General features: G+C 46.8%; 20 protein-coding genes. 5 read left to right on the forward strand and 15 right to left on the reverse strand.

The features are described from left to right. The first annotated feature begins 56 nt into the window (after nt 1-56). Nucleotides 57-1,163: a threonine-phosphate decarboxylase CobD gene (gene cobD, locus OCV37_RS08170; protein ID WP_038179727.1), complete on the forward strand. Its 1,107-nt coding sequence runs from the start codon at nt 57-59 to the stop codon at nt 1,161-1,163. Nucleotides 1,164-1,166: 3 nt separating this feature from the next. Here the strand turns inward: cobD and cobU are convergent, their stop codons facing one another. From cobU to OCV37_RS08230, 12 genes are all read right to left on the reverse strand, one after another. Continuing rightward, nucleotides 1,167-1,721, reverse strand: coding sequence for a bifunctional adenosylcobinamide kinase/adenosylcobinamide-phosphate guanylyltransferase (gene cobU / locus OCV37_RS08175; protein WP_038179725.1), 555 nt, complete (start codon nt 1,719-1,721; stop codon nt 1,167-1,169). 549 nt (nt 1,722-2,270) lie between these two features. After that, on the reverse strand, nt 2,271-3,005 hold the full coding sequence (locus OCV37_RS08180; protein ID WP_038179833.1) for an SLATT domain-containing protein: 735 nt from the start codon (nt 3,003-3,005) through the stop codon (nt 2,271-2,273). Between the two features lie 192 nt (nt 3,006-3,197). After that, nucleotides 3,198-4,172 (reverse strand): hypothetical protein, encoded by a 975-nt coding sequence (locus tag OCV37_RS08185; RefSeq protein ID WP_038179723.1) that lies wholly within the window; start codon nt 4,170-4,172, stop codon nt 3,198-3,200. Between the two features lie 893 nt (nt 4,173-5,065). Further along, nucleotides 5,066-5,356, reverse strand: coding sequence for a type II toxin-antitoxin system RelE/ParE family toxin (locus OCV37_RS08190; RefSeq protein WP_038179721.1), 291 nt, complete (start codon nt 5,354-5,356; stop codon nt 5,066-5,068). Further along, on the reverse strand, nt 5,353-5,634 hold the full coding sequence (locus OCV37_RS08195; RefSeq protein WP_038179832.1) for a type II toxin-antitoxin system Phd/YefM family antitoxin: 282 nt from the start codon (nt 5,632-5,634) through the stop codon (nt 5,353-5,355). Before OCV37_RS08195 ends, OCV37_RS08190 begins: the two co-directional genes overlap by 4 nt. A 598-nt stretch (nt 5,635-6,232) precedes the next feature. Beyond that, complete coding sequence (locus OCV37_RS08200; protein WP_261888068.1) at nt 6,233-7,111, reverse strand: HEPN domain-containing protein; 879 nt, start codon at nt 7,109-7,111, stop codon at nt 6,233-6,235. A 211-nt stretch (nt 7,112-7,322) separates the two neighbouring features. Next, nucleotides 7,323-7,559, reverse strand: coding sequence for a hypothetical protein (locus OCV37_RS08205; protein WP_038179717.1), 237 nt, complete (start codon nt 7,557-7,559; stop codon nt 7,323-7,325). 1 nt (nt 7,560) lies between these two features. Further along, a complete protein-coding gene (locus OCV37_RS08210) occupies nt 7,561-9,060 on the reverse strand; it encodes an S-type pyocin domain-containing protein (RefSeq protein WP_038179715.1) in 1,500 nt (499 codons plus the stop codon). A 924-nt stretch (nt 9,061-9,984) separates the two neighbouring features. Further along, the gene (locus tag OCV37_RS08215; protein ID WP_038179713.1) at nt 9,985-10,248 is read right to left on the reverse strand and encodes a hypothetical protein; all 264 of its coding nucleotides are present in this window, start codon (nt 10,246-10,248) and stop codon (nt 9,985-9,987) included. Between the two features lie 9 nt (nt 10,249-10,257). After that, the gene (locus OCV37_RS08220) at nt 10,258-10,836 is read right to left on the reverse strand and encodes a hypothetical protein (protein ID WP_038179711.1); all 579 of its coding nucleotides are present in this window, start codon (nt 10,834-10,836) and stop codon (nt 10,258-10,260) included. A gap of 156 nt (nt 10,837-10,992) precedes the next feature. Continuing rightward, complete coding sequence (locus OCV37_RS08225) at nt 10,993-11,589, reverse strand: glutathione S-transferase family protein (RefSeq protein WP_038179709.1); 597 nt, start codon at nt 11,587-11,589, stop codon at nt 10,993-10,995. A gap of 153 nt (nt 11,590-11,742) precedes the next feature. Further along, the gene (locus OCV37_RS08230) at nt 11,743-12,027 is read right to left on the reverse strand and encodes a hypothetical protein (RefSeq protein WP_157634913.1); all 285 of its coding nucleotides are present in this window, start codon (nt 12,025-12,027) and stop codon (nt 11,743-11,745) included. Nucleotides 12,028-13,071: 1,044 nt separating this feature from the next. On the opposite strand from OCV37_RS08230, the gene OCV37_RS08235 reads away from it, so the two are divergent. The 3 genes from OCV37_RS08235 to OCV37_RS08245 all read left to right on the forward strand — a co-directional run bounded on the left by OCV37_RS08235 (nt 13,072) and on the right by OCV37_RS08245 (nt 16,389). After that, nucleotides 13,072-13,602 carry a chorismate mutase gene (locus OCV37_RS08235; RefSeq protein WP_038179706.1) on the forward strand — a complete coding sequence of 177 codons (531 nt, stop codon included), beginning with the start codon at nt 13,072-13,074 and terminating at the stop codon, nt 13,600-13,602. Between the two features lie 420 nt (nt 13,603-14,022). Beyond that, nucleotides 14,023-15,393, forward strand: coding sequence for an ethanolamine permease (gene eat / locus OCV37_RS08240; protein WP_038179705.1), 1,371 nt, complete (start codon nt 14,023-14,025; stop codon nt 15,391-15,393). 255 nt (nt 15,394-15,648) lie between these two features. Further along, on the forward strand, nt 15,649-16,389 hold the full coding sequence (locus OCV37_RS08245; protein ID WP_051680434.1) for an aspartate/glutamate racemase family protein: 741 nt from the start codon (nt 15,649-15,651) through the stop codon (nt 16,387-16,389). Here the strand turns inward: OCV37_RS08245 and malG are convergent. The 3 genes from malG to malE form a co-directional block, all read right to left on the reverse strand. Then, entirely contained in the window at nt 16,351-17,241 is an 891-nt protein-coding gene (gene malG / locus OCV37_RS08250) for a maltose ABC transporter permease MalG (RefSeq protein ID WP_038179703.1), read from the reverse strand. The two genes, OCV37_RS08245 and malG, sit on opposite strands and share 39 nt — an antisense overlap. 14 nt (nt 17,242-17,255) lie before the next feature. Continuing rightward, nucleotides 17,256-18,821, reverse strand: coding sequence for a maltose ABC transporter permease MalF (gene malF, locus OCV37_RS08255; protein WP_038179701.1), 1,566 nt, complete (start codon nt 18,819-18,821; stop codon nt 17,256-17,258). Nucleotides 18,822-18,926: 105 nt separating this feature from the next. Further along, complete coding sequence (gene malE / locus OCV37_RS08260; protein WP_038179699.1) at nt 18,927-20,123, reverse strand: maltose/maltodextrin ABC transporter substrate-binding protein MalE; 1,197 nt, start codon at nt 20,121-20,123, stop codon at nt 18,927-18,929. 469 nt (nt 20,124-20,592) lie between these two features. On the opposite strand from malE, the gene malK reads away from it, so the two are divergent. Then, nucleotides 20,593-21,732 carry a maltose/maltodextrin ABC transporter ATP-binding protein MalK gene (gene malK, locus OCV37_RS08265; RefSeq protein WP_038179695.1) on the forward strand — a complete coding sequence of 380 codons (1,140 nt, stop codon included), beginning with the start codon at nt 20,593-20,595 and terminating at the stop codon, nt 21,730-21,732. The last annotated feature ends 30 nt before the right edge of the window (nt 21,733-21,762 follow it).

The following is a 21,762-nucleotide window of genomic DNA, read 5'->3' on the forward strand; positions in this document are numbered from 1 at the left end:
ATCGCGAATCCGCTACATTGTCAGCCATTGATGACAGACATAACACAGACGATTCAATGGCAAAAAGCGGACAACATGGCGGGAACACCCGGGAAATGGCAGAGAAATACGGCCAAACCGCAGCAGAGATACTGGACTTTAGCGCCAATATCAATCCGCTCGGTATGCCGCCAGCGTTACGCGCAGCCCTGATCGCTCAGATCGATTGTGTCGAACGCTACCCGGATATTGATTACCAGCACCTCCATCAGGCGATTGCCCGTCACCATGCCACTCAGACCCACCGTTCTGAAGGCGGTTTTCCGGCCAGTTATGTGGTCGCAGGCAATGGTGCGACCGAGTTGATTTATCAGTGGGTACTGCACACGCAGCCGCGCCACGCCTTGATTGTCGAACCGACATTTGCCGAATATCGCCAAGCGCTGACCCGGGTCGGGTGTGAGATTGAAGGGTTTGTCTTGCAGGAGAGTGAAGGGTTTGTGCTCACTGAGCGTTTACTGGATGCATTGCATCAAGGGCTGGACTGTCTGTTCCTCTGCACCCCGAATAACCCGACCGGGCTGATGCCACAAGCTGATTTACTGCAACGCATCGTCACACGCACCGCTCAGTTGGGGATCAGGCTGTTTGTGGATGAGTCATTTATTGATTTTTTACCGCAGCATCGGGGGCTGACCGATGTGCTGGAACACCATCCGCACCTGTTTGTGTTGCGTTCGATGACCAAGTTTTACGCCATTCCCGGGCTGCGGCTCGGCTATTTGTTGTCAGCCAATCAGCCGGTTCTGGCTGCACTGCGCAATCAACGTGAACCGTGGACGATTAACGCCTTCGCAGCACTGGCCGGAGAAATCCTGTTTGCAGACGATGGGTATGCGGAACAGACTTATCACTGGCTGCACAGCGAGCAATCTTACCTGTTCCAAGGCTTGTCTCAGTTACCGGGGTTGACGGTTTATCCGCCCGCGGCCAACTATATTTTCTTTCGCCTGCACCGGGCTGATTTCGATTTACAACACGCCCTGATGCAGCGCAACATCCTGATCCGCCACTGCGCCAACTACCGGGGCTTATCGCCACAATACTACCGCGTCGCCATTCGCGCCCGAGCAGAGAACCAGCAATTGCTACAGGCACTCCGCGACGTGCTTGCGCCTGACTAACCGTTAAGCACCTTTCAGTTGTATCGGCAAACCGGCCGCCATAAAGGTCACCTGTTCGGCTAACGCCGCAATCGCCTGATTCATCCACCCGGCATGATCAACATACAGGCGGGAAATTTCACCCATCGGGATAATGCCGAGACCGACTTCGTTGGAGACACATAAAATCGTCGCCGGAGAGTCGCGCAGCGCGGTGACCAAAGCCCGAACATACTGTTCAATCTGTGCTTTGGTGGCGGTTTCACCATCGTTATAAATAACGTTATTGAGCCACAAGGTCAGGCAATCGACCAGCACGATATCCTGCTGCTGAAACTGTGCCAGCGTCTGCGCCAGCATCACGGGCGATTCATGCTGACACCACTCCGGCCCGCGGCGAAGCTGATGCTGTTCAATCCGCTGCTGCATCTCCTGATCAAACGCAATCGCGGTCGCAACATAATGCAGCCGAGCCGCACACCCTTCATCCAAGCGCTGCTGCAACAACGCCAACGCCTGACGCTCCGCATAGCTCGACTTCCCGCTCCGCGCCCCGCCAATAAAAAGAGATGTCGCCATAGATTCCTCCGCATAGTGAGCTTGTGATTTTGCCCGAACGAGGGGGAAAAGCAATTGCCATTCTTCCTTATATATCCTTTTATAGTTTTATTTTTAAACACTTTATCAGAGGCTTACGAATATTGGTCAGCCGAAAAGTCATTAGCTATGTGAAAAAATGATGTGATATTAAATTCAATGTTAAGGTATGGCACTATGTGGGATGCGGATATGGCGAAAAATTAACTATTGACGCCATTGTCGCCATAACTAGCCAAGTAGAAATGAGTTTGGCCTGATGTCCAACAGAACGACAGTATTGAGCCCAATAGTTAGAACCACTACAAGATTCGAATACCACGGCACATGGAGATTGTTGACGCAAGAATTCACTAAATTACTGAGGTGTCACCCTATTAGAAAGTACCTTTGAGTTCGAATAAACGCATACTTAGATAGCCTTAGTGGCTAGGTCAACACCAATGATCGTAGTACCCATGTTGTTCTCCTAAAGTTTTGACTTGCCTAAAAAGGTTAGTCGGTCATTAGAGCGGGAGTCCAATTATCTTGTTAGCCGTGATTAACCGATGTGGTTGATTTAGCAATCCCAAAAATATCAGTAAAGCAGTTTGTTACACCTAAAACATCCAAAATAAACAATACTTCAAACAACATCATAGCTGTAGGAATGACATAAGGAATAGAGTACATAAGGTAAGCTTTACCCAATAAATACAGTCTCTTCACCCCCGTAATATCAAAGTCTGACCTCGACTCTAATACAGCGAACAAATAGTCTACACGAACATGATTCTCTGGTTCGGTGGATATTTCATGATAGTCAGCATGATATTTTTCTAAATCAATACTAACTCCACTAACTTTTGATTCTGATATCTCATTTCTTAACTTTCGTATAAGTTCTTTGATACCAACGCCACAACGGTCAAGCGCAGCTGAACGTAGGTCATGTTTAGAAGTACCAATAACCACAGAGTATACCAAAACGGCTACAGCTAAGAATATTTGCAACATACTTAGTACTTGCTCACTATAGGATATTTCTAAGCCAGAGTTCTGATAAAGAGGGATAAAAATAAGACCCAGAGACAACACTGTCGTGGTTAAAAAGGAATAGGTACTAGCCCTTTCCAGCCTAACAGATGCATTAAATCTGCACTTTGCAGTAATTCTCATACTGTTTAGCAGCTTTTGGGAAGGATCTTTTTCCTGTTTTTCTTCTGGTCGAAATGAAAACAACCAAATCAAAGGGTTAACAATTAAGGTTTCAAAAAGCCACTTCACGAACTCATTACTCCTCAAATAAATTTTTAGCAAACAGAACTTTTTCAAATTGTACTCGATATAAATTTTTACGGCTAACGCTCCACTCACCGGGCCAGCTATTTTTGTGGTAAAAGAGCGAAGCGACACCACACAAATTGCGCAACGTAGCTGGCTCCGCGTGCATTGGATTGTTAGGCTTATATGACAAGCTCATTTCTTTGATTTGAAATACCTGATGCCCACATCATACAGAGATACTAATGTGGTCGTTACTGGTATGCCTCCAAAGAAAGCACCGTCTGCGATTACAGTTCCAGCATACTTTCCAGTTATGATACCAATATCTTTATTTCTCGACTCCAGATCTTTGGAGGCCGTGATAATTCCCGTAATTGACTCAATTCTTTCCTTTTGCTCAAGATAGAAAGCCACTTCAGAAAGTACTATAGGCTCAGGGCTCTTAAGTAACCTCGATGCATCTTTTAAGGCTGCTTCAATTTCAATTACTGCTTCTGGGCTCTGGGGTTTATCCTCAAGCGCAAATCCGAGCGACAGATCGCGCTTATAGAAAGAATAATTATATGTTGATTGATTGTCTCGGAAATTGGGGTGACTTAGAAATGGTTCGACGCCATCTTCTTGTGCCGCTGCCAAAATCAAACCCAGCCCATGCCCTATACCGTAGGGCTCCAGCCTCCAAGCATATTCAGCGCCTAGACTTTTTTGCCCAGTCCGTTTTAGATATTCCTCTGTTCTTTCTTTTCCCGCTCGAATATCGTATTCCGAAGGAGGTCCGAGCATAATTGCTTCGGACAAATTACTAATTTGATTTTCCTTCTCAAGTTCGATGGCAAGTTCTTCGTATTTATACAAATCTTTTGGAACAACCATACCCTTATCAAGAGCCCAGCGCAGTATTTTAGGGCCTGTAACCCATGATTTAGGATTCAACTTTTCGTTAATAGAAGGGATTTCCAATGGATCGGTCTTGTACCGTCCATTGGCATCTGGCAGAAGTGCAAACTTGCTATCTGTACCAAATCCAGTAATAAAGTCTTTCTCTTTAAAGTGGTCATAGCGTTGCGACACCCAAACCTCCGAGTGCCTTATATCAACTGAAGCCAATACTGCTAATAATCTAGCTGGGTCAAATATCGTTGCAGCATCAATAATTATTGGTTTCATATCTTCCTTTTTTAATTTCGGAGGTAATTACCGCCAGAAGCCTAATAATTTATTATATAGAACCACTCTATAAGAATACTTCTGTATAACCTGCTGTCATCCAATAGAATACTTCACATAATCTTATGAAAACACGGATGAAAAATATCCCAAGCAGAAATTACAGCTCTGTGCCGTCTAACCTGCGCACAACTGATTCACCCACGTTACCGCCATACGTCCTCTTATCATATATCTCGAATAAGCATCTAAACACGCTACATAGCATTGAATAGGTTACAGAAAACATCCAGAAAAAATTAACACAGATATGACATTCTTTGATGTAGGTAAGGTTTGCAAGAAATTGCAGTGTTTAAACAATCAGTAAGGTGTGATGAAGAGGTTTGGTACACGAAGCAGTAACGCTGTTGGTTTGGGACGCAATCAAGTTCATCGGTTTCAATCACATCTTCGACTGCGCCCCAGGTACTTTTTCACGGCCGAAAAAGTACCCCAAAAGGCCTAGGGGTTGAGTTCAGCGCGCGTCATCAGGGTCGGATTGATTCGCATCCTGCTCAAGCAATCCTGAAAAATCGTCCATGATTTTTCACCCTGAGAGCATCGATCAGTTGAGCTTTGTTGATTCAATGTTTCACGCTATTCAAATCAACCACTCAACAAAGAAAACCATTCACGGATGAATGGTTAGGCTTTTCCGGGCAGGACGCCCGTAAAAGCTGGTTCTGGACAACGTGCGACCAAGCCAAACAAAAAAGATTTTCTGGTTCGTCTTTCATCTCTGAAAGATGAACTGGCGCACAGAGCACCGATGCCTCTAGAATTGAGGAACGCAATTGTGCGTCAAATTTGGGAGCCGGAGACTGCAAATTAAAAATGCCTTAAGTTTAAGTTCAGCATACGTCATCTTTTGTTAATATCTGACGGCAATTTCTCACTGTGAGTATCCGTATTTCAATAGAGCAACTATAAATAATACGGTAGTGACCAAAGATAATTTCTCGATAGTTCGTATTCGGCAGCTCGGGAACAACTCTCCCCATTTCAGGCATAGTTCCTAATAATTCCGTTTTATCAAAAACATCATTAACCCAATTTTCTGCTGCTACAGGATCGTCTAACGAAATAAATTCTGCCGCATCTCCTAATTTCTCAAGGGCGAATGGCGCCCAAACAACATTCATTTTTTAATACGTTCCAGTACATTAGCCCGAGCGTCTTCGTTAGAAATTCCCATACCTGAAGCAAGTTGTGCTTCTGCCGCTCGCATTTCTTCAAGTAATTCTATTTTTTCTTGCATTGCTTCATATTCTTCTACATCCAGAACCACAGCAACCCCCTTGCCCCTTTGAGTAATCACCAACGGACGCCGAGTCTCATTGATTTGTTTGATAAACGAAGCCACACCTGAACGAAATTCAGATAACGGTTTGATGTCTTGGTCAAAGCGAATACGTTTCATTGCAAAAGCCTCTATTTGTACATAATTACGTACAAATAATAGTCCAACCAACCGTAACAAACAAGGTAACAGGAAAGCCAGCTTGAAATGATTAAATTGTGGTTTGGTGTAACCAATAGTAAATCTGTTGGTTTGGTGCGCAATCAGACTCTGCAATTTCATTAGCATCTCCGATTGCGCCCCAGTTCCTTTTGATGGATGCAAAAGGAACCAAAAGCATCTTTTTTGAGTTCAGCGCACGTAATCAGGGTCGGATTGATTCGCATCCTGCTCTAGCAATCCTGAAAAATCGTCCATGATTTTTCACCCTGAGAGCATCGATCAATTGAGCTTTGTTGATTCAATGTTTCACGCTATTCAAGTCAACCACCAAACAAAGAAAACCATTCACGGATGAATGGTTAGGCTTTTCCGGGCAGGACGCCCGTAAAAGCTGGTTCTGGAACGCGTGTGACCAAGCCAAACAAAAAAGATCTTCTGGTTACTCTTGCATCTCTGCAAGAGTAACTGGCGCACAAAACACCGATGTCTCTGAAACCGAAAAATTTAATTGTGCGTCACATCCAAATGCCAAAAGCTACGAATCAAAATACAACACTCAATCCCCGATCCTCCCCCGACAAACCTCTTCGGTTAATGCCTGCAACCGCTGCACCTCTGCCACCAAATAATTCAACTCTTCTTCAGTGATTTCGTAGTGCGCTGAATAACGCGCATCAACATACGCCCGTTGCAGACGCCGAAAACTACGGCGATGGAATTTGTTGTCCATCGGGAAAATCTCAGCAAAGGCCGGATCAATCTGTGCGCACAGATTACCGAGTTTCTCGATATTGTGAGACTTCGGCAAGTAGTTGGTACAAGTGAGTAATGTACAGGCAAAGAGTTTTTCTGTGACTTGATGAAGCGTAAAAGCGGCATCGTGAATCATTGATTTTTCAAACGCGAAATGAAACATTTTTAATCCGCTACATGAACGCTTAAACCAGTGTTCATAATGCTTACGGGCAATCTCTCGCAGCTCTTCCTCAGTCAAATCACCCGGCTCCGCCAACGGTTTCGGCGTCGCGGCAAACAGTTCAATGCCCTCTTCGCGGATATCCTTAAAGAAATAGTGACCCTGTTGCAAGCGCTCGTTCACTTCCTTTAAATCGTGGACAATCAAACCCAACGGGGCCGATTTCACTTTGCGATCAATTTGCTCTTCGGCCCTCTGCCAGACTACATAATCCTCCACCAAGGCGGCTTTATTAACGATCACCAGAATATCGTAATCGCTGATATAACCATTGACCGGATCCTTGACCCAACTGCCTTTGGCATGGCTGCCGAACAGAATAATTTTCAGAATGCGAAACTCACGCTTACTGCCCTGTTTGCCTTGCAGGTAATCTTCCAGTGTATCGCGCAGAATCATTGAGATGTCCGCCAGCTCACGCTGTTTATATTCAGGCAGATGGTCGAGGGATGTTTTCATAATCGCAGTATTGAGGCTCGTTGTGGATGAATAGCGCTAGCATAAAAGAAGCGGCTGACAAAGAACACCATCACCACTCGTTTTACATTGTTCATTGAGAAAAAATGCGATGGAATTCAAAGGAGTAGCGAATAGCTTTCCTTATTTCAGTTCGAGTCTTGTGAACGAGGGAATGATTTCTTCACAGGTCTATTTTTCAGTGCAGGGGTTTTTAAGCATCATTCTGAGCGTATGCAATAATTCTATCAACCGATGATGTCCCTAAATCCTTCATAATCTCTTGCACCAGAAAAACTTCTAAAAAATATTCATATCCCTCTGGCGCTTGCCCATCACTAGGCTCATTACAAACAATGGCTTCTGAATCCGAATTCCAGTTGCTATCAATGTATATTGTATGTTCAGAATCAAAGGCATCGATATTTTGTATGATTTCATTCAATGTCATCTCATTTTCCCCATATTGCGTAACCCCCTTTATTCTTTGGATGAAGAACATCCCATTCTTCACTCCCTATTGTATGCTGAGAACGAGGAACCAAAATCATTTCCCCTTTCCCGATTTCATGATGCCAAGTCCAGCCGTCGGGCGGTCTACGTGGCGCTAATCCTCTTGGTGTTCTCTCCAAGTGAATACCTAATAATCTCATTTTTTCTGCAAATTCGGGATCTTTCTCCATTTGTTGCAATAAATTTTCATTGGCTTCTTGAAAATGTCTAGCCCGTGAGACCCCCGGATATGAATCGGGTGAAAGCGTTGTTTTAAATCCTGCTGAATAAGCATCTTCACTATACACCACATACAACGGCGGTAACCCAGTCACTGCCGGAAAGGTCAGAATATAGTCTTGCAGATCCGCATCAGTAATTGGCGTAATGTAGGTATTATCAAACTCTTGACCTTGCTCCGCTTCCGGATGGATCCAGATATCGAACTTTTCCATCTCCGGGATAGGATTGACAAGGATCGGTTTACCGCCAAAATCACCACTGATCGGCACCCATTCAATAGTGATATCCGGCTCTAACTCAACGACAAACCGCTCACCGACCTGTTTTACTTCACGCTTAGGGATATTCGCCCCATTGACGTGATAGCCGTAAATTCGCCCTTCCGTATTGAAACCCAAGCGAATATTGGTTTCAACCGTGTCTTTATTACTCATATCAGCAGCGCTGTAGAGCGTACTGTCCGCTAATTTGTTCGGCACAAATGCAGCCAGAATGCCAGCTCGCCCGACGATTTTCATCGCCATTCCCGGCAGTTCTGCCAGCGCTGCACCGCCAATACGCGTTAAAAAGGCTTCTCCAGATGCTGCACTTACCCCTTGCCCGACGGCCAGTGTATAAGCTGCATAATCCCCCAGCGCAGAAAGCGACTCTCTTTGTGTACCGATGTCACACGTACCGCTCGGCACTCGCGCAGATTTGGCGAAACGGGAGGGTTTGACGGGCGGTTTGTTAAATACGTTCTGCCATGCGGATGAAGGCAGTGGGATTTTATCCAGCTCCCGTAGTCGCTCCTGACGCTGCTTGTTCAGACGTTCTGCTAAAGTGAGTTTCACAGGTTCACGCTCGACATAAGGCTCGGTAGAAACAGAAGCGTTAACGCTGCCGGAATAAGATGAACCGATGCCATGATTGACCAGTTCAACTCTGGCGGTATAAGCCTTGAAGGCTAATGAATCGAGATGAGGCTCAACCCCGGGATTGACTCGCCAATATTGATTGCCCCATTCATCCCGATCCCGAATCAGCAACGGAACCGATGGCACATCACTGAGTAACACTTGATGACCGTAGTGAAGTTGTTCAAGAAAATCAGCAAAGCGCATTCCGGCAGGCATGACAGATTTCATCTCTGACTCACTTAAAGAGGCAAAATCCCCTTCAACTTGAGCAAATTCATAACGCATCAGGTTGTAGATTTGAGTGGTTTGATAGTTCATTGACGTTGTTGACTGAGCCGTGATTGTTTTATCGATGGATGCTTATTGATAAAATTATTTTCATATGAATCAATAATTATACTCAAATGGATTTATAAAACATGTTTAAATTTGGGGGTTTTGATGAGGAGTGGTTATTTTTGGAATGGGAGTAACAGGGAAGCTCGCTTGAGGTGATTAAATTGTGGTTTGGTGTGTGGAATGGTAATGCTGCTGGTTTGGGACGCAATGACTTTCTTCGATCTCATTGCCATCTCCGACTGCGCCCCAGTTCCTTTTGATGGATGTCAAAAGGAACCAAAAGCATCTTTTTGAGTTCGGTGCGCGTAATCAGGGTCGCTTTTATTCGCTCCTGCTCACGAAAAGCTTAAAATTCATCCGTGAATTTTACCCTGAGCACATCGATCAGTTGAGCTTCGTTGATTCAATGTTTCACTTTATTCAAATCAACCACCCAACCAAGAAAATCATTCAAGGAAGAATGATTAAGCTTTTCCGGGCAGGACGCCCGTAAAAGCTGGTTCTGGAAAGCGTTTGATCAAACCAAACAAAAAAGATTTTCTGGTTACGCTTGCATCTTGGCAAGAGTAACTGGCGCACAGAACACCGATGTCTCTGAAATTGGGGAACGCTATTGTGCGTCAAACTGCAACGCCGATGGCTGGAAAGTAAAAGGATGATGCTGAGTTTGGGACGCAATGACTTTCTTCGATCTCATTGCCATCTCCGACTGCGCCCCAGTTCCTTTTGATGGATGTCAAAAGGAACCAAAAGCATCTTTTTGAGTTCGGTGCGCGTAATCAGGGTCGCTTTTATTCGCTCCTGCTCACGAAAAGCTTAAAATTCATCCGTGAATTTTACCCTGAGAACATCGATCAATTGAGCTTTATTGATTCAGTGTTTCACCTAACTCAAATTCACCACCTAACCAAGAAAACCATTCATGGAAGAATGGTTAGGCTTTTCCGGGCAGGACGCCCGTAAAAGCTGGTTCTGGACAACGCGCGACCAAGCCAAACAAAAAAGATTTTCTGGTTCGTCTTTCATCTCTGAAAGATGAACTGGCGCACAGAGCACCGATGTCTCTGGAATTGAGGAACGCAATTGTGCGTCAAACTGCAACGCCGATGGCTGGAAAAATAAAAGGATGATATTTAAAGCTTGGGAATTGGCACTTCCTTGTAACATTAACGCTTCTCAAACATCGGTGGCGTTTTCGTCGTCCGTGTAATTTGACTTATCCGCTGTGAATGACAATATTGATGTGATAATTGTTGATATCAAACCCACAATAGCAACGATGCCAAGTAGCATAAGTACCTCTACATTTAGATTACGAATATCCGTCATAGACAAGGCGATGCAAGCGCAAAGTATACTTGCAGATATCGAGATAATCCTTGTTGCTGAGATAGCGGAGTTGTAAACTTTTACTAACAACATCAGGGAACAGTGAGCAAAGCAAATACTGATCACTAACAAAGTGAAACGAAATGGAAGAAAATCCTCAATTCGAAATTCTGCCCAAGTCGTCACAATAGAAAATACCAGTCCACAGCAAGTAACGCCTAAACCAAACTTACCAACATCAGCATATTTGCTTGCCAATGTTGCATGACAACACAAACCGATAATGCTATAGACAGTAAACGCAAGCATCGTAAACAGTATCTGCATGTCTAAAGTGCCGGACCGACCGCCTATTGCTTCAGCACCTAACGGACCAGTGATTACAAGCGAACCAACCAATCCATAAATCAAGTGTTTTTTCTTCATTTTTTTCCTTTACAGCTAACAGAAAGTGATACAAAACCATGCAATAGGAATACTTCTCTATCACTTGCTGTCGTCCAATAAACATTTCACATAATCGTATAAAAATCAGGGTAATATCATGCCAAGCAGAAATTATCGTGCAGTCTAATCTGTGCTTTAGGCCATACCAACGTAACTTTCATGTGCTTGAATTCGTTTACACCATAATTGAATGTTTGGATAACGGGATAAGTCAAAGCCACCCTCATTTGCCACATGCGTATACGCGTACAACGCAATATCAGCGAGCGTCAATTGGTTGCCAACAAGATAATCCGTTTGAGTTAGTTGGCTATCCATAATTGATAAAGCTTTGTTACCACCGGGCTGCAATGCATGGTACTCCTCTAATCTTGATGCTGGCATACCTTGAAATTTTTGTATAAAACGCGCTACTGCGATGAATGGCTCATGGCTATATTGCTCAAAGAACAACCATTCATACATTTTAGCTTTGTCATATTTGTCACTAGGAATAAATGCTGTCCCATCAGCAAAATACCCCAGAATGGCGTTCGACTCTGACAAAAAGCGGCCATCATCCAAGACAACTGCTGGTATTCTGCCGTTCGGGTTGATTGACAAAAACGCAGCCGTTTTAGTGTCGCCCTTTAAAACACTCATGTGGCACCATTCATGCGCAATCCCTAAAAATGAAAGCAACAGTTTTACCTTGTAACAATTTCCAGATTGGATATCTCCATAGACCTTCACGACAAATCTCCTTTTTATTCTCAGTAGCACGTCATCGTGATTATACAGAACGATTCGATAAAAACCTCATGCAATGAATTGAAAATACTCATGAAAAATATTGACAATGTCCCAATATCAAACAAAAATTTCACTCCGAGTCCTATCATCAATCTAGCTTTTGCTATGTTTCACCCAACTCAAATCAACCACCCAACAAAGAAAACCATTCATGGAAGAATGGTTAGGCTTTTCCGGGCAGGACGCCCGTAAAAGCTGGTTCTGGAACGCGTGTGACGCCGCCAAACAAAAAAGATTTTCTGGTTCGTCTTTCATCTCTGAAAGATGAACTGGCGCACAGAGCACCGATGCCTCTGAAACCGAAAAACGTAATTGTGCGTCAAACTGCAACGCCGAAGGCTGGAAAAGTAAAAGAATGCTGCTGAGTTTGGGACGCAATGACTTTCTTCGATCTCATTGCCATCTCCGACTGCGCCCCAGGTACTTTTTCAAGGCCGAAAAAGTACCCCAAAAGGCCTAGAGTTTGAGTTCAGCGCATGCCATCAGGGTCGGATTGATTCGCATCCTGCTCAAGCAATCCTGAAAATTCATCCATGATTTTTCACCCTGAGAGCATCGATCAATTGAGCCTTGTTGATTCAATGTTTCACTTTATTCAAATCAACCACCCAACCAAGAAAATCATTCAAGGATGAATGATTAGGCTTTTCCGGGCAGGACGCCCGTAAAAGCCGGTTCTGGAACGCGTGTGACCAAGCCCAACAAAAAAGATTTTCTGGTTCGTCTTTCATCTCTGAAAGATGAACTGGCGCACTGAGCACCGATGCCTCTGAAACCGAAAAACGTAATTGTGCGTCAAACTGCAACGCCGGAGGCTGGAAAAGTAAAAGGATGCTGCTGAGTTTGGGACGCAATGACTTTCTTCGATCTCATTGCCATCTCCGACTGCGCCCCAGGTACTTTTTCAAGGCCGAAAAAGTACCCCAAAAGGCCTAGAGTTTGAGTTCAGCGCACGTCATCAGGGTCGGATTGATTCGCATCCTGCTCAAGCAATCCTGAAAAATCGTCCATGATTTTTCACCCTGAGAGCATCGATCAATTTAGCTTCGTTTTAAACATGTTTCACTTCACTCAAACAAACCACCAATCAAAGAAAATCATTCAAGGATGAATGATTAGGCTTTTCCGGGCAGGACGCCCGTAAAAGCTGGTTCTGGACAACCCGCGACCAAGCCCAACAAAAAAGATTTTCTGGTTCGTCTTTCATCTCTGAAAGATGAACTGGCGCACAGAGCACCGATGCCTCTGAAACCGAAAAACACAATTGTGCGTCAAACTGCAACACCGGAAGGCTGGGAAGATAAAACTTGTAATACAAGTGTTTAGGACGCCCCCTTTCCTCAACACCAGTCATAAAATCGATTGCGCCACCGACAAATCACTCTATGATAATCAATCTTATTCATAAAATATGAGGTAGTTATGTTTAAAACGATAACCGTACTGGTCGTGGCATTGTTATCATTCAATGTATTCGCAGCCCCGACACCTGCGGAGATTTTTTCAACCATCAACCAGCGACTCAGTTATATGGAAGATGTCGCCTTGTACAAAGCCATCCACAGAAAACCGATTGAAGATCTTGAGCGTGAAGTGGTTGTGATTGACAAGGCGAGCCAGTCGGCAGCGCAAAAAGGATTGGATAAACAGAGTGTGGTCGGATTTTTTAAAGCACAGATCTCAGCCGCCAAAGCGATACAGTATCGCTATCGTGCTGATTTATTAAGCCAGCCGACGGCCGCGCAACCCAGAGACTTAAAAACGGTGATTCGCCCTGCGCTGATCAAACTCGGTAACCAAATTAATACCGATATTGCGGCGTATCTGCGCGACGGCGGGCACTTCTCCGCAAGCGACTATGCCACATTTAAAACCACGCTCAATTCAAAATACCTCATTAACGCAGATAAAAAAGCCCTGTTTCAAGCGCTGACTCAGATCCGTCTTCAATAACGATCTTGATGCAGGGCACGCCCGGTGCCCTGCTTAACGATGATCGGATATTCTCAGGTCATGCACCGAAAGAAACGCACAAAAACAGTTCTCCGTGCACAATCATTGCGCAAATCATCCCCTTGACGGCCGGTCTTCCCACTGATTTTACGAGCCTTTTCCGGCATAACATCGACGCTCTCAATTGCCGGAATATGGATCGTTTCACCACATCGAATCCCCACGAAACAACCACACTCTCTCGTTTGATGTAATCCACACCTACCCACACGGATATCACCACAGCCGTCTCTTCCCCCCTTGCACACCACCGAAACCATTCAGGCACACTTTAAGCATTGGACGTCTGTCATATTGTTGAAAACATGGATGTTGGGAAAGGATCTCATCGTCATGAAATGGAATGAATGGAGGGCAATCATGACCGAAAAATTGAAACCAACGCTGGGCACGATTCACCTGTGGGGAATTGCGGTCGGGCTTGTGATCTCCGGCGAATATTTTGGCTGGAGTTATGGCTGGGGCGTAGCCGGAACACTCGGCTTCCTGATTACCACAGCCTTAATTGCCATCATGTATACCTGTTTTATTTTTAGCTTTACGGAACTGACCGCCGCGATTCCACATGCGGGCGGGCCGTTTGCCTATAGCCGACGCGCTTTCGGCGAAATCGGCGGGCTTATTGCAGGTTATGCGACGCTGATTGAATTCGTTTTCGCGCCACCGGCGATTGCAATGGCCATCGGTGCTTATCTCAATGTTCAGTATCCCGGTTTGGATCCCAAATATGCCGCCGTCGGCGCTTATATTGTCTTCATGGGGCTGAACTGTCTGGGTGTCAAACTTGCCGCGACCTTTGAACTCTTGGTAACCATTTTAGCGGTGATTGAATTATTGGTATTTATGGGCGTCGTCGCCCCCGGATTCAGTCTGGCGAACTTCACCGCCAACGGCTGGGCCGGTAGTGATACCTTTGGTGTTCACGCCATGACCGGAGTGTTTGCAGCCATTCCGTTTGCGATCTGGTTCTTTCTCGCTATCGAGGGTGCTGCTATGGCTGCGGAAGAGGCCAAAGATCCGAAACGAACCATTCCTGTTGCTTATATTTCCGGGATTCTGACGCTGGTTGTGCTGGCGATTGGTGTCATGATATTCGCCGGCGGTGCAGGAAACTGGCAAACCCTGTCAGGGATTAATGACCCGCTGCCCCAAGCGATGAAAATGATTGTCGGCGATAACTCTACCTGGCTGCATATGCTGGTCTGGATTGGCCTGTTTGGTCTGATTGCCAGTTTCCACGGCATTATTCTCGGCTATTCCCGCCAGTTTTTTGCTCTCGCCCGTGCCGGTTACATGCCCGCAGGTCTGGCAAAACTCTCGGCATTCAAGACCCCGCAACGTGCGATTATCACCGGTGGTATTATTGGAATTATTGCGATTTTCAGTGACGGGATCATTAATCTGCAAGGGATGAGTTTAACTGCCGCGATGATCACTATGGCAGTCTTCGGGGCAATTGTGATGTATATCATGAGTATGCTCAGTCTGTTTAAACTGCGCCAGAGTGAACCCCACATGGTGCGCAGCTACCGGGCGCCGGGGTATCCGGTTGTTCCCGCCATTGCTTTGGTTTTATCGGTAATCTGCCTGATCGCCATGATCTGGTTTAATCTCATCATCGCCCTGTTATTCGCGGCTATGATGTTTGTCGGCTATCTCTATTTTCTGGCCACCAAATCTCAGCGTGCCAAAGCCAGCGAAGCCATGGTATTGAGTTCAGAACAAGTCTGACCCGTGATTTAAGCGCGGCCTTCGGCTGATCGATGCAACGTTGATCAACCGAAGACCGTCGCTTGGTTTGATAAATACCTCAGCACCGGCTCACGAATTCACATCCCATAAAACCGACAAGCCATGATGTTTGAAATGAGAGCACGTTTGAAATTAGATTCAGTTGAAAATTGAATTGCGTTTGAAATTGTATACAATCTGCATCATGCTCTGAAAGACCCACCCAGTTCCCGAATTCATGGAGAGAATGAACCAATGCGGATCCTCGTTGTTAACCCGAATACCACCACCACGATGACTGAAAAAGCATGTCTTGCAGCCCGGCAAGTGGCCTCGGAAGGCACTGAAATTATTGCAGTGACTTCGGCACACGGCCCGGTTTCAATTGAAGGCTATTACGATGAAGCGATGTCTGTGCCCGGTATGCTTCAGGCGATTCAGGCACATGACGATTTCGATGCCGTTGTGATTGCTTGTTTTGATGATACCGGTCTGGATGCAGCCCGTTGTATCACGGATAAACCGGTGATTGGGATTGGTGAAGCCGCTTACCGGGTGGCCTCGATGCTCGCCAATAAGTTCAGTGTTGTCACCACGCTGTCCCGCTCCGTTCCGGCACTGGAACACAATTTACTGCGTTACGGGATGGAACGACAGTGCATCCGCGTGCGTGCTTCTGACATTCCGGTGCTTGAATTAGAACGGGACGGCTCAGAGGCCGCCCACAAAATAGCTCAGGAAATTGAGCTGGCGCTTCGCGACGATCGCGCAGAAGCAATCGTTCTCGGCTGTGCCGGGATGGTTGATCTGGCGGCACAGTTATCGGCTCAGTTCTCAGTCCCGGTGCTCGACGGGGTTACTTGTGCCGTGTCGCTGTGTGAAAGTCTGGTCAGACTGAACGTCAAAACTACCCGTCAGGGCGGCTACGCACCGCCACCGACTGAGAAAATGACCGCATCAGCCCTTCACGCCACCGGCTGTCAGGCCACCGACTAACCAGCGCTGTGCTAACAAGAACACCAGAGTGATCGGCAGTGCCGATAATACTGCGGCAGCGGCAAAGTCTCCCCACAGGTAGTTTTGCGGATACAGATACTGCTGCATCCCGACCGCAAGGGTGTATTGATTGATGTCGGACAGTAGCAGCGATGCCACCGGAACTTCACCGACAGCGGCAATAAACGACAGAATGAATACCACCGCCAGAATCGGCACGGACAGCGGTAACAACACCAGACGGAAGGCCTGCCACGGTGTCGCTCCATCGAGTGCGGCAGCCTCTTCCAGCGAACCGTCAATGGTTTCAAAATACCCTTTGATGGTCCAGACATGGAGCGCGATACCACCGAGATAAGAGAAAATCAGCCCGCCGTGGGTATTCAACCCCAGAAACGGAATATACTGCCCCAACCTATCAAACAGGGCGTAAATCGCCACCAGCGCGAGTACAGCCGGGAACATCTGGAAGATCATCATCGCCTTTAAAATGAGACTTTTACCACCAAATTTCATCCGGGCAAACGCGTATGCCGATGTGGTAGACAGAGCGACGATCAGTACCGAGGAAACCGTGGCAACCTTGACCGAATTCCACAGCCAAGTCAAAACCGGAAACGGTGGCGGCGTGACGCTACCGTCCGCATGCGTCACCGCAAACCCCAGTGCCAATTTCCAGTGCTCCCAAGACGGATGCTCCGGGATAAGGCTCCCGGTGGCAAAGTTACCTTCTCGTAATGAGATTGCCACGATCATCAGCATCGGAAAAATAATCAGTGAGAGAAACAACCATAAGCCAATATGGGTTGCCCAGACCCGGTATTTCAAACTTTTTCCCTGAACCATTGCCATAATGCAACGCCTCCTTAATCCTGTCCTGCACGCGTGAAACGAAGATTGATTAATGCCAATGCACCCACCAGTAAGAAAATCAGGGTCGCAATCGCACTGGCCAGACCGAAATCGCGGCCGCCGCTGCCCTCAAAGGCTATCCGGTAGGTGTAGCTGACCAGCAAATCCGTATAGCCGGCCGGCTCGGTTGTGCCAATCATATTCGGCCCGCCGCCGGTCAGCAGATAAATCATCACGAAATTATTAAAATTGAATGCGAAGCTGGCGATCAACAGCGGGGTTAACGGCTTGATCATCAATGGCAGGGTAATTTTAGTAAAATTATACAGCGGCCCTGCCCCGTCGATGGCCGATGCTTCGTAGAGGTCTTCGGGAATCGCTTTGAGCAACCCCATACATAAAATCATCATGTAGGGAAAACCCAGCCAAGTGTTGACCGCAATCACCATCACCCGCGCCATAATGGGATCGGAAAACCATGCCGGTTTCAGACCGAACAGCGCATTCAACACCATGTTGATTTCACCGAAACTTTGATTGAACAATCCTTTAAAAATCAGGATCGAAATAAAAGCCGGCACCGCATAAGGTAAAATCAGCAGCACACGATAGACCGACCGTCCGCGCAACGCTTCCCACTGCACGACACTGGCGAGCACCAAGCCAATGATTAGAGTTAGCCCGACGGTCAGAGCGGAAAAAACTACCGTCCAGATAAAAATACTGATGAAGGGTTCTTTGATACCGTCATCCTGCCATACCCGTTGAAAATTAGTCGCGCCGATGTTGACGATAAATCCGGGAGAAATCGGATCCCGATAAAACTGACCGTTTTGATCCACCGGCTGATAAAAACCGATGTCCATATTGGGCTTGAGTAATTCACCACTTTGCCGGTTACGCAGAGTCACGCCATCATCCAGCAATTGATATCTGGGGGCAATCGCTGAGAATCGCCGCAACCCATTCATCCGAATGGTCTGCTTTTGTGGGGTGACTAGTTTCAGTCCGGCCAGCGTATCCCGATGCTGAATCACCGTCTTCAATGACTCTTTGCGCCACTCTTGCGGCAGTTGCATCGGCGTTAATGGCAACGATTGAGCGACATGGCGGCCCAGTGAAAATACCGGTGTGGTCAGTAAATGCTCTCCGTCACGGACGACCAAACGATAGCCGTCTGACGCATGGTACAGGGTAAAAGGATAGTTCTGACCGCTTTGGTAAGTCTGGTCGAGTAACACGGTCTGAGCCCGTTCCAGCGAGAGCTGATTTTTGGCACTGTAATTGGTGAATGAGAGTCCGATGGTGTAAACCAGCGGAAACAGAATAAACAGGATCATCCCGGCGATCCCGGGATAAATATAGCGATGCGCGTAGGTTTTCCGACTGCCAAAGATGTAGAGTGCCAGCGCTGTCAGCACGATGGTTAACAAAGCAAATGCAATTTCTCCGCGCGCATACATCATGATACTGGCATAACCGTTCAGGATACCTATCGCAAACAGGGTTACCCATTTGATCCACTTGATTTTATCACCGGTACTCAAACTGCCGGGGTCTGCTTTCTGAACGAACTGCATAAAACTTCCTGAAATCTAATCAAGCTAATTCAGGTCAGGCGATACGCCACTCATGGATCATCACAGATGAATCATGACGGCTCAGTATTGCCTGACCCGCTTCCATTAATGTGCAATTTGCTTTTGCGCATCAGTCAGTGCCGCATCAACCGGCTGACGACCATCGACGACATTGATGATGGCATTTTTCATCGCGCTCCAGAATGCATTCATCTGCGGTATATTTGGCATAATTTCACCATATGTCGCATTGTACATGGTGGCAGCAATACGCGGATCGCTGGAAAGTTTTTGCTGATAAGATTTCAACGCGACCGCACCCAGCGGTTTATCCGCATTCACCATCGCCAGCCCCTCATCGGTCAACAGATAGTGTTCAATAAATTCAACCGCGAGATCTTTATTCGGTGAAGCGGTGCTGATTCCGGCAGAAAGAACCCCGACAAACGGTTTTGAGTTTTGACCGTTTAACTTCGGCAGCGTAGTGACACCGTAATGAATGCCGGATTTATCAATGTTGCCCCAACTCCACGGCCCGTTAATGGTCATGGCCGTCTTACCTTTGGTAAACTCGGACTCAGACACCGAGTAATCCATATCCGGTGAAATGACATGGCTATCGACCAGCCCTTTCAGGAACGTCATCGCTTTACGGACTCCGGGCTTGTTAACCCCGATATCATGGATGTCATAACCTTTATCATCACTGAATTTAAACGCATACCCGCCATCGGCAGCCAGCAATGGCCAAGTAAAGTACGGCTCTTTCAGATTCCACATAATCGCGCTTTTACCCTGTTTGCTCAGCTTGTCATTCAGTTTGGCGATATCCTCCCAGTTTTTGGGCGGCTCAGGTACCAGATCCTTATTATAAATCAGCGACAGTGACTCAACGGCCACCGGATAACCGATGTATTTGCCATGATACTTAACGGCATCCCAGGTGAAATCGAACATGTTGGCTTTGAGTTCCGGGGAAGGATGAATTTCTGCAAGTAAACCGGCTTCCGCATATCCGCCAAACCGGTCATGAGCCCAAAAAACGATATCCGGCCCGTCGCCGGTGGCGGCGGTCTGCGGGAATTTATCCTGTAACGCATCCGGGTGGAGAACGGTGACCGGAATCCCGGTATCTTGTTCAAATTTTTTACCAACTTCCGCCAGACCGTTGTAGCCCTTATCTCCATTAATCCAGATTGTAAGCTGTCCTTCCGCAATGGCAGCGTGTGCGCTCAAACTCAGACTCAACGAGCCCAGAGCCGTACAGGTGCATATCGCGACAGCGTGTAGGGTCTTTTTCATGCGCTTATCCTTATTGTTCACTTGTCGTAGGAGGTGATGCCATATGATGAAAAATATTGTTGTATTCATCATCATCCTGAGCCCTACGCCCCTGAGAGATAACGGTCTTTTCGTGACTCCCATCAACATCTACGTGACCGAATTCCTGAAAAGATAGATAAAATGTGACAGATAACACTATTCCCCCCGCTTTCTGAGCCGCCCGCATCGGCCCAGACCTCCGCCCTTGACGGTTGCTAATCCTTTGTTGTCCGCCCCGCGGATTCACCGACAGGAGGATGCACAGCGTCATCCTTTCACGCATACTACACTCAAGTCACCACTGCGACGCACAGTCCGAGCAACGTCCGTACAAAGTACATACAAAGTACAGGCAAGGTGAAACAACACCCGCTCATGAGGTTTAGCCACTGAGCATGGCTGAGCCCTTTACATGTCACAAATCTATATTTGAGTTAAGGATGATCGAATGGCAAGTGTCACCCTGAAAAATGTATCAAAGGCTTATAATGATGTCGTGATCACCAAGGATGTGAATCTGGAGATCCACGATGGTGAGTTTGTCGTGTTCGTCGGCCCGTCAGGATGCGGTAAATCGACCCTGTTACGCTGTATTGCCGGTCTGGAAGATATCACCTCGGGTGATTTGTATATCGGTGAACAGCGCGTCAATGATATTGAGCCATCCAAAAGAGGGGTGGGCATGGTTTTTCAGTCCTATGCCCTTTATCCGCATCTAAACTTGTATGACAACATGTCGTTTGGCCTCAAGCTAGCCAAAGCCGATAAGAAAGCTATTCACGCACGCGTTGTGGAAGCGGCGGAAATCCTTCAGCTCGGCCACTTGCTGGACCGTCAGCCCAAAGCATTATCCGGTGGCCAGCGTCAGCGGGTTGCGATTGGCCGGACTTTGGTCTCAAGACCGAATGTGTTTCTCTTGGATGAACCGCTTTCGAATCTCGATGCGTCTTTACGGGTCAATATGCGCAGTGAAATTACCAAATTACAGCGTCAGCTTGGCTGCACCATGATTTATGTCACGCACGATCAGGTTGAAGCCATGACCATGGCGGATAAGATCGTGGTGCTGCAATCGGGGTCTGTCGCTCAGGTCGGTCAGCCGCTGGCACTCTATCATTATCCGAAAAATCGCTTTGTGGCCGGTTTTATCGGCTCACCGAAAATGAATTTTATGACCGTCAATGTCGAAGCCGCGGAACCGGAGCGAGTCATGGTGCAATTACCCAATGGTGAGACCTTCTGGATTCCGGTTCAAGGCGATCAGGTTCGTCCGGGCGAACGAATGTCTCTGGGGATTCGTCCCGAGCATTTAATCAGTGCCGAATCCGCGACATTCACCGTATCAGGCAAAGTGCAGATTGTGGAAAAACTCGGCTACGAAACGCAGATCTATCTGCATTTGAAAGGGGCAGATGCCAATGTGATTTATCGGGCGATGGATACCCTGGATGTGGCGGTCGGTGATTCGTATACCATCGGTATTGAACCGAACCGTTGCCATCTATTCCACAGTGATGGCCGGGCTTGTCCGAGACGTTATCGTGAAAAAGGCGTGGATTTCGATACACTTTTCGATGATGCGTCTTAACTCGGAGACGCCTTGCCGCATCAAAACACC

Origin of the sequence: Vibrio rhizosphaerae (genome assembly GCF_024347095.1) — a bacterium.
Lineage (GTDB): Bacteria > Pseudomonadota > Gammaproteobacteria > Enterobacterales > Vibrionaceae > Vibrio > Vibrio rhizosphaerae.

Bases quoted from the DNA above. Each gene is read 5' to 3' on its own strand.
- cobD (WP_038179727.1), top strand. From the start codon at position 57: ATGGCAAAAAGCGGACAACATGGCGGGAACACCCGGGAAATGGCAGAG.
- cobU (WP_038179725.1), bottom strand. From the start codon at position 1,721: ATGGCGACATCTCTTTTTATTGGCGGGGCGCGGAGCGGGAAGTCGAGC.
- OCV37_RS08185 (WP_038179723.1), bottom strand. From the start codon at position 4,172: ATGAAACCAATAATTATTGATGCTGCAACGATATTTGACCCAGCTAGA.
- OCV37_RS08190 (WP_038179721.1), bottom strand. From the start codon at position 5,356: ATGAATGTTGTTTGGGCGCCATTCGCCCTTGAGAAATTAGGAGATGCG.
- OCV37_RS08195 (WP_038179832.1), bottom strand. From the start codon at position 5,634: ATGAAACGTATTCGCTTTGACCAAGACATCAAACCGTTATCTGAATTT.
- OCV37_RS08200 (WP_261888068.1), bottom strand. From the start codon at position 7,111: ATGAAAACATCCCTCGACCATCTGCCTGAATATAAACAGCGTGAGCTG.
- OCV37_RS08205 (WP_038179717.1), bottom strand. From the start codon at position 7,559: ATGACATTGAATGAAATCATACAAAATATCGATGCCTTTGATTCTGAA.
- OCV37_RS08210 (WP_038179715.1), bottom strand. From the start codon at position 9,060: ATGAACTATCAAACCACTCAAATCTACAACCTGATGCGTTATGAATTT.
- OCV37_RS08215 (WP_038179713.1), bottom strand. From the start codon at position 10,248: ATGTTACAAGGAAGTGCCAATTCCCAAGCTTTAAATATCATCCTTTTA.
- OCV37_RS08220 (WP_038179711.1), bottom strand. From the start codon at position 10,836: ATGAAGAAAAAACACTTGATTTATGGATTGGTTGGTTCGCTTGTAATC.
- OCV37_RS08235 (WP_038179706.1), top strand. From the start codon at position 13,072: ATGTTTAAAACGATAACCGTACTGGTCGTGGCATTGTTATCATTCAAT.
- eat (WP_038179705.1), top strand. From the start codon at position 14,023: ATGACCGAAAAATTGAAACCAACGCTGGGCACGATTCACCTGTGGGGA.
- OCV37_RS08245 (WP_051680434.1), top strand. From the start codon at position 15,649: ATGCGGATCCTCGTTGTTAACCCGAATACCACCACCACGATGACTGAA.
- malG (WP_038179703.1), bottom strand. From the start codon at position 17,241: ATGGCAATGGTTCAGGGAAAAAGTTTGAAATACCGGGTCTGGGCAACC.
- malF (WP_038179701.1), bottom strand. From the start codon at position 18,821: ATGCAGTTCGTTCAGAAAGCAGACCCCGGCAGTTTGAGTACCGGTGAT.
- malE (WP_038179699.1), bottom strand. From the start codon at position 20,123: ATGAAAAAGACCCTACACGCTGTCGCGATATGCACCTGTACGGCTCTG.
- malK (WP_038179695.1), top strand. From the start codon at position 20,593: ATGGCAAGTGTCACCCTGAAAAATGTATCAAAGGCTTATAATGATGTC.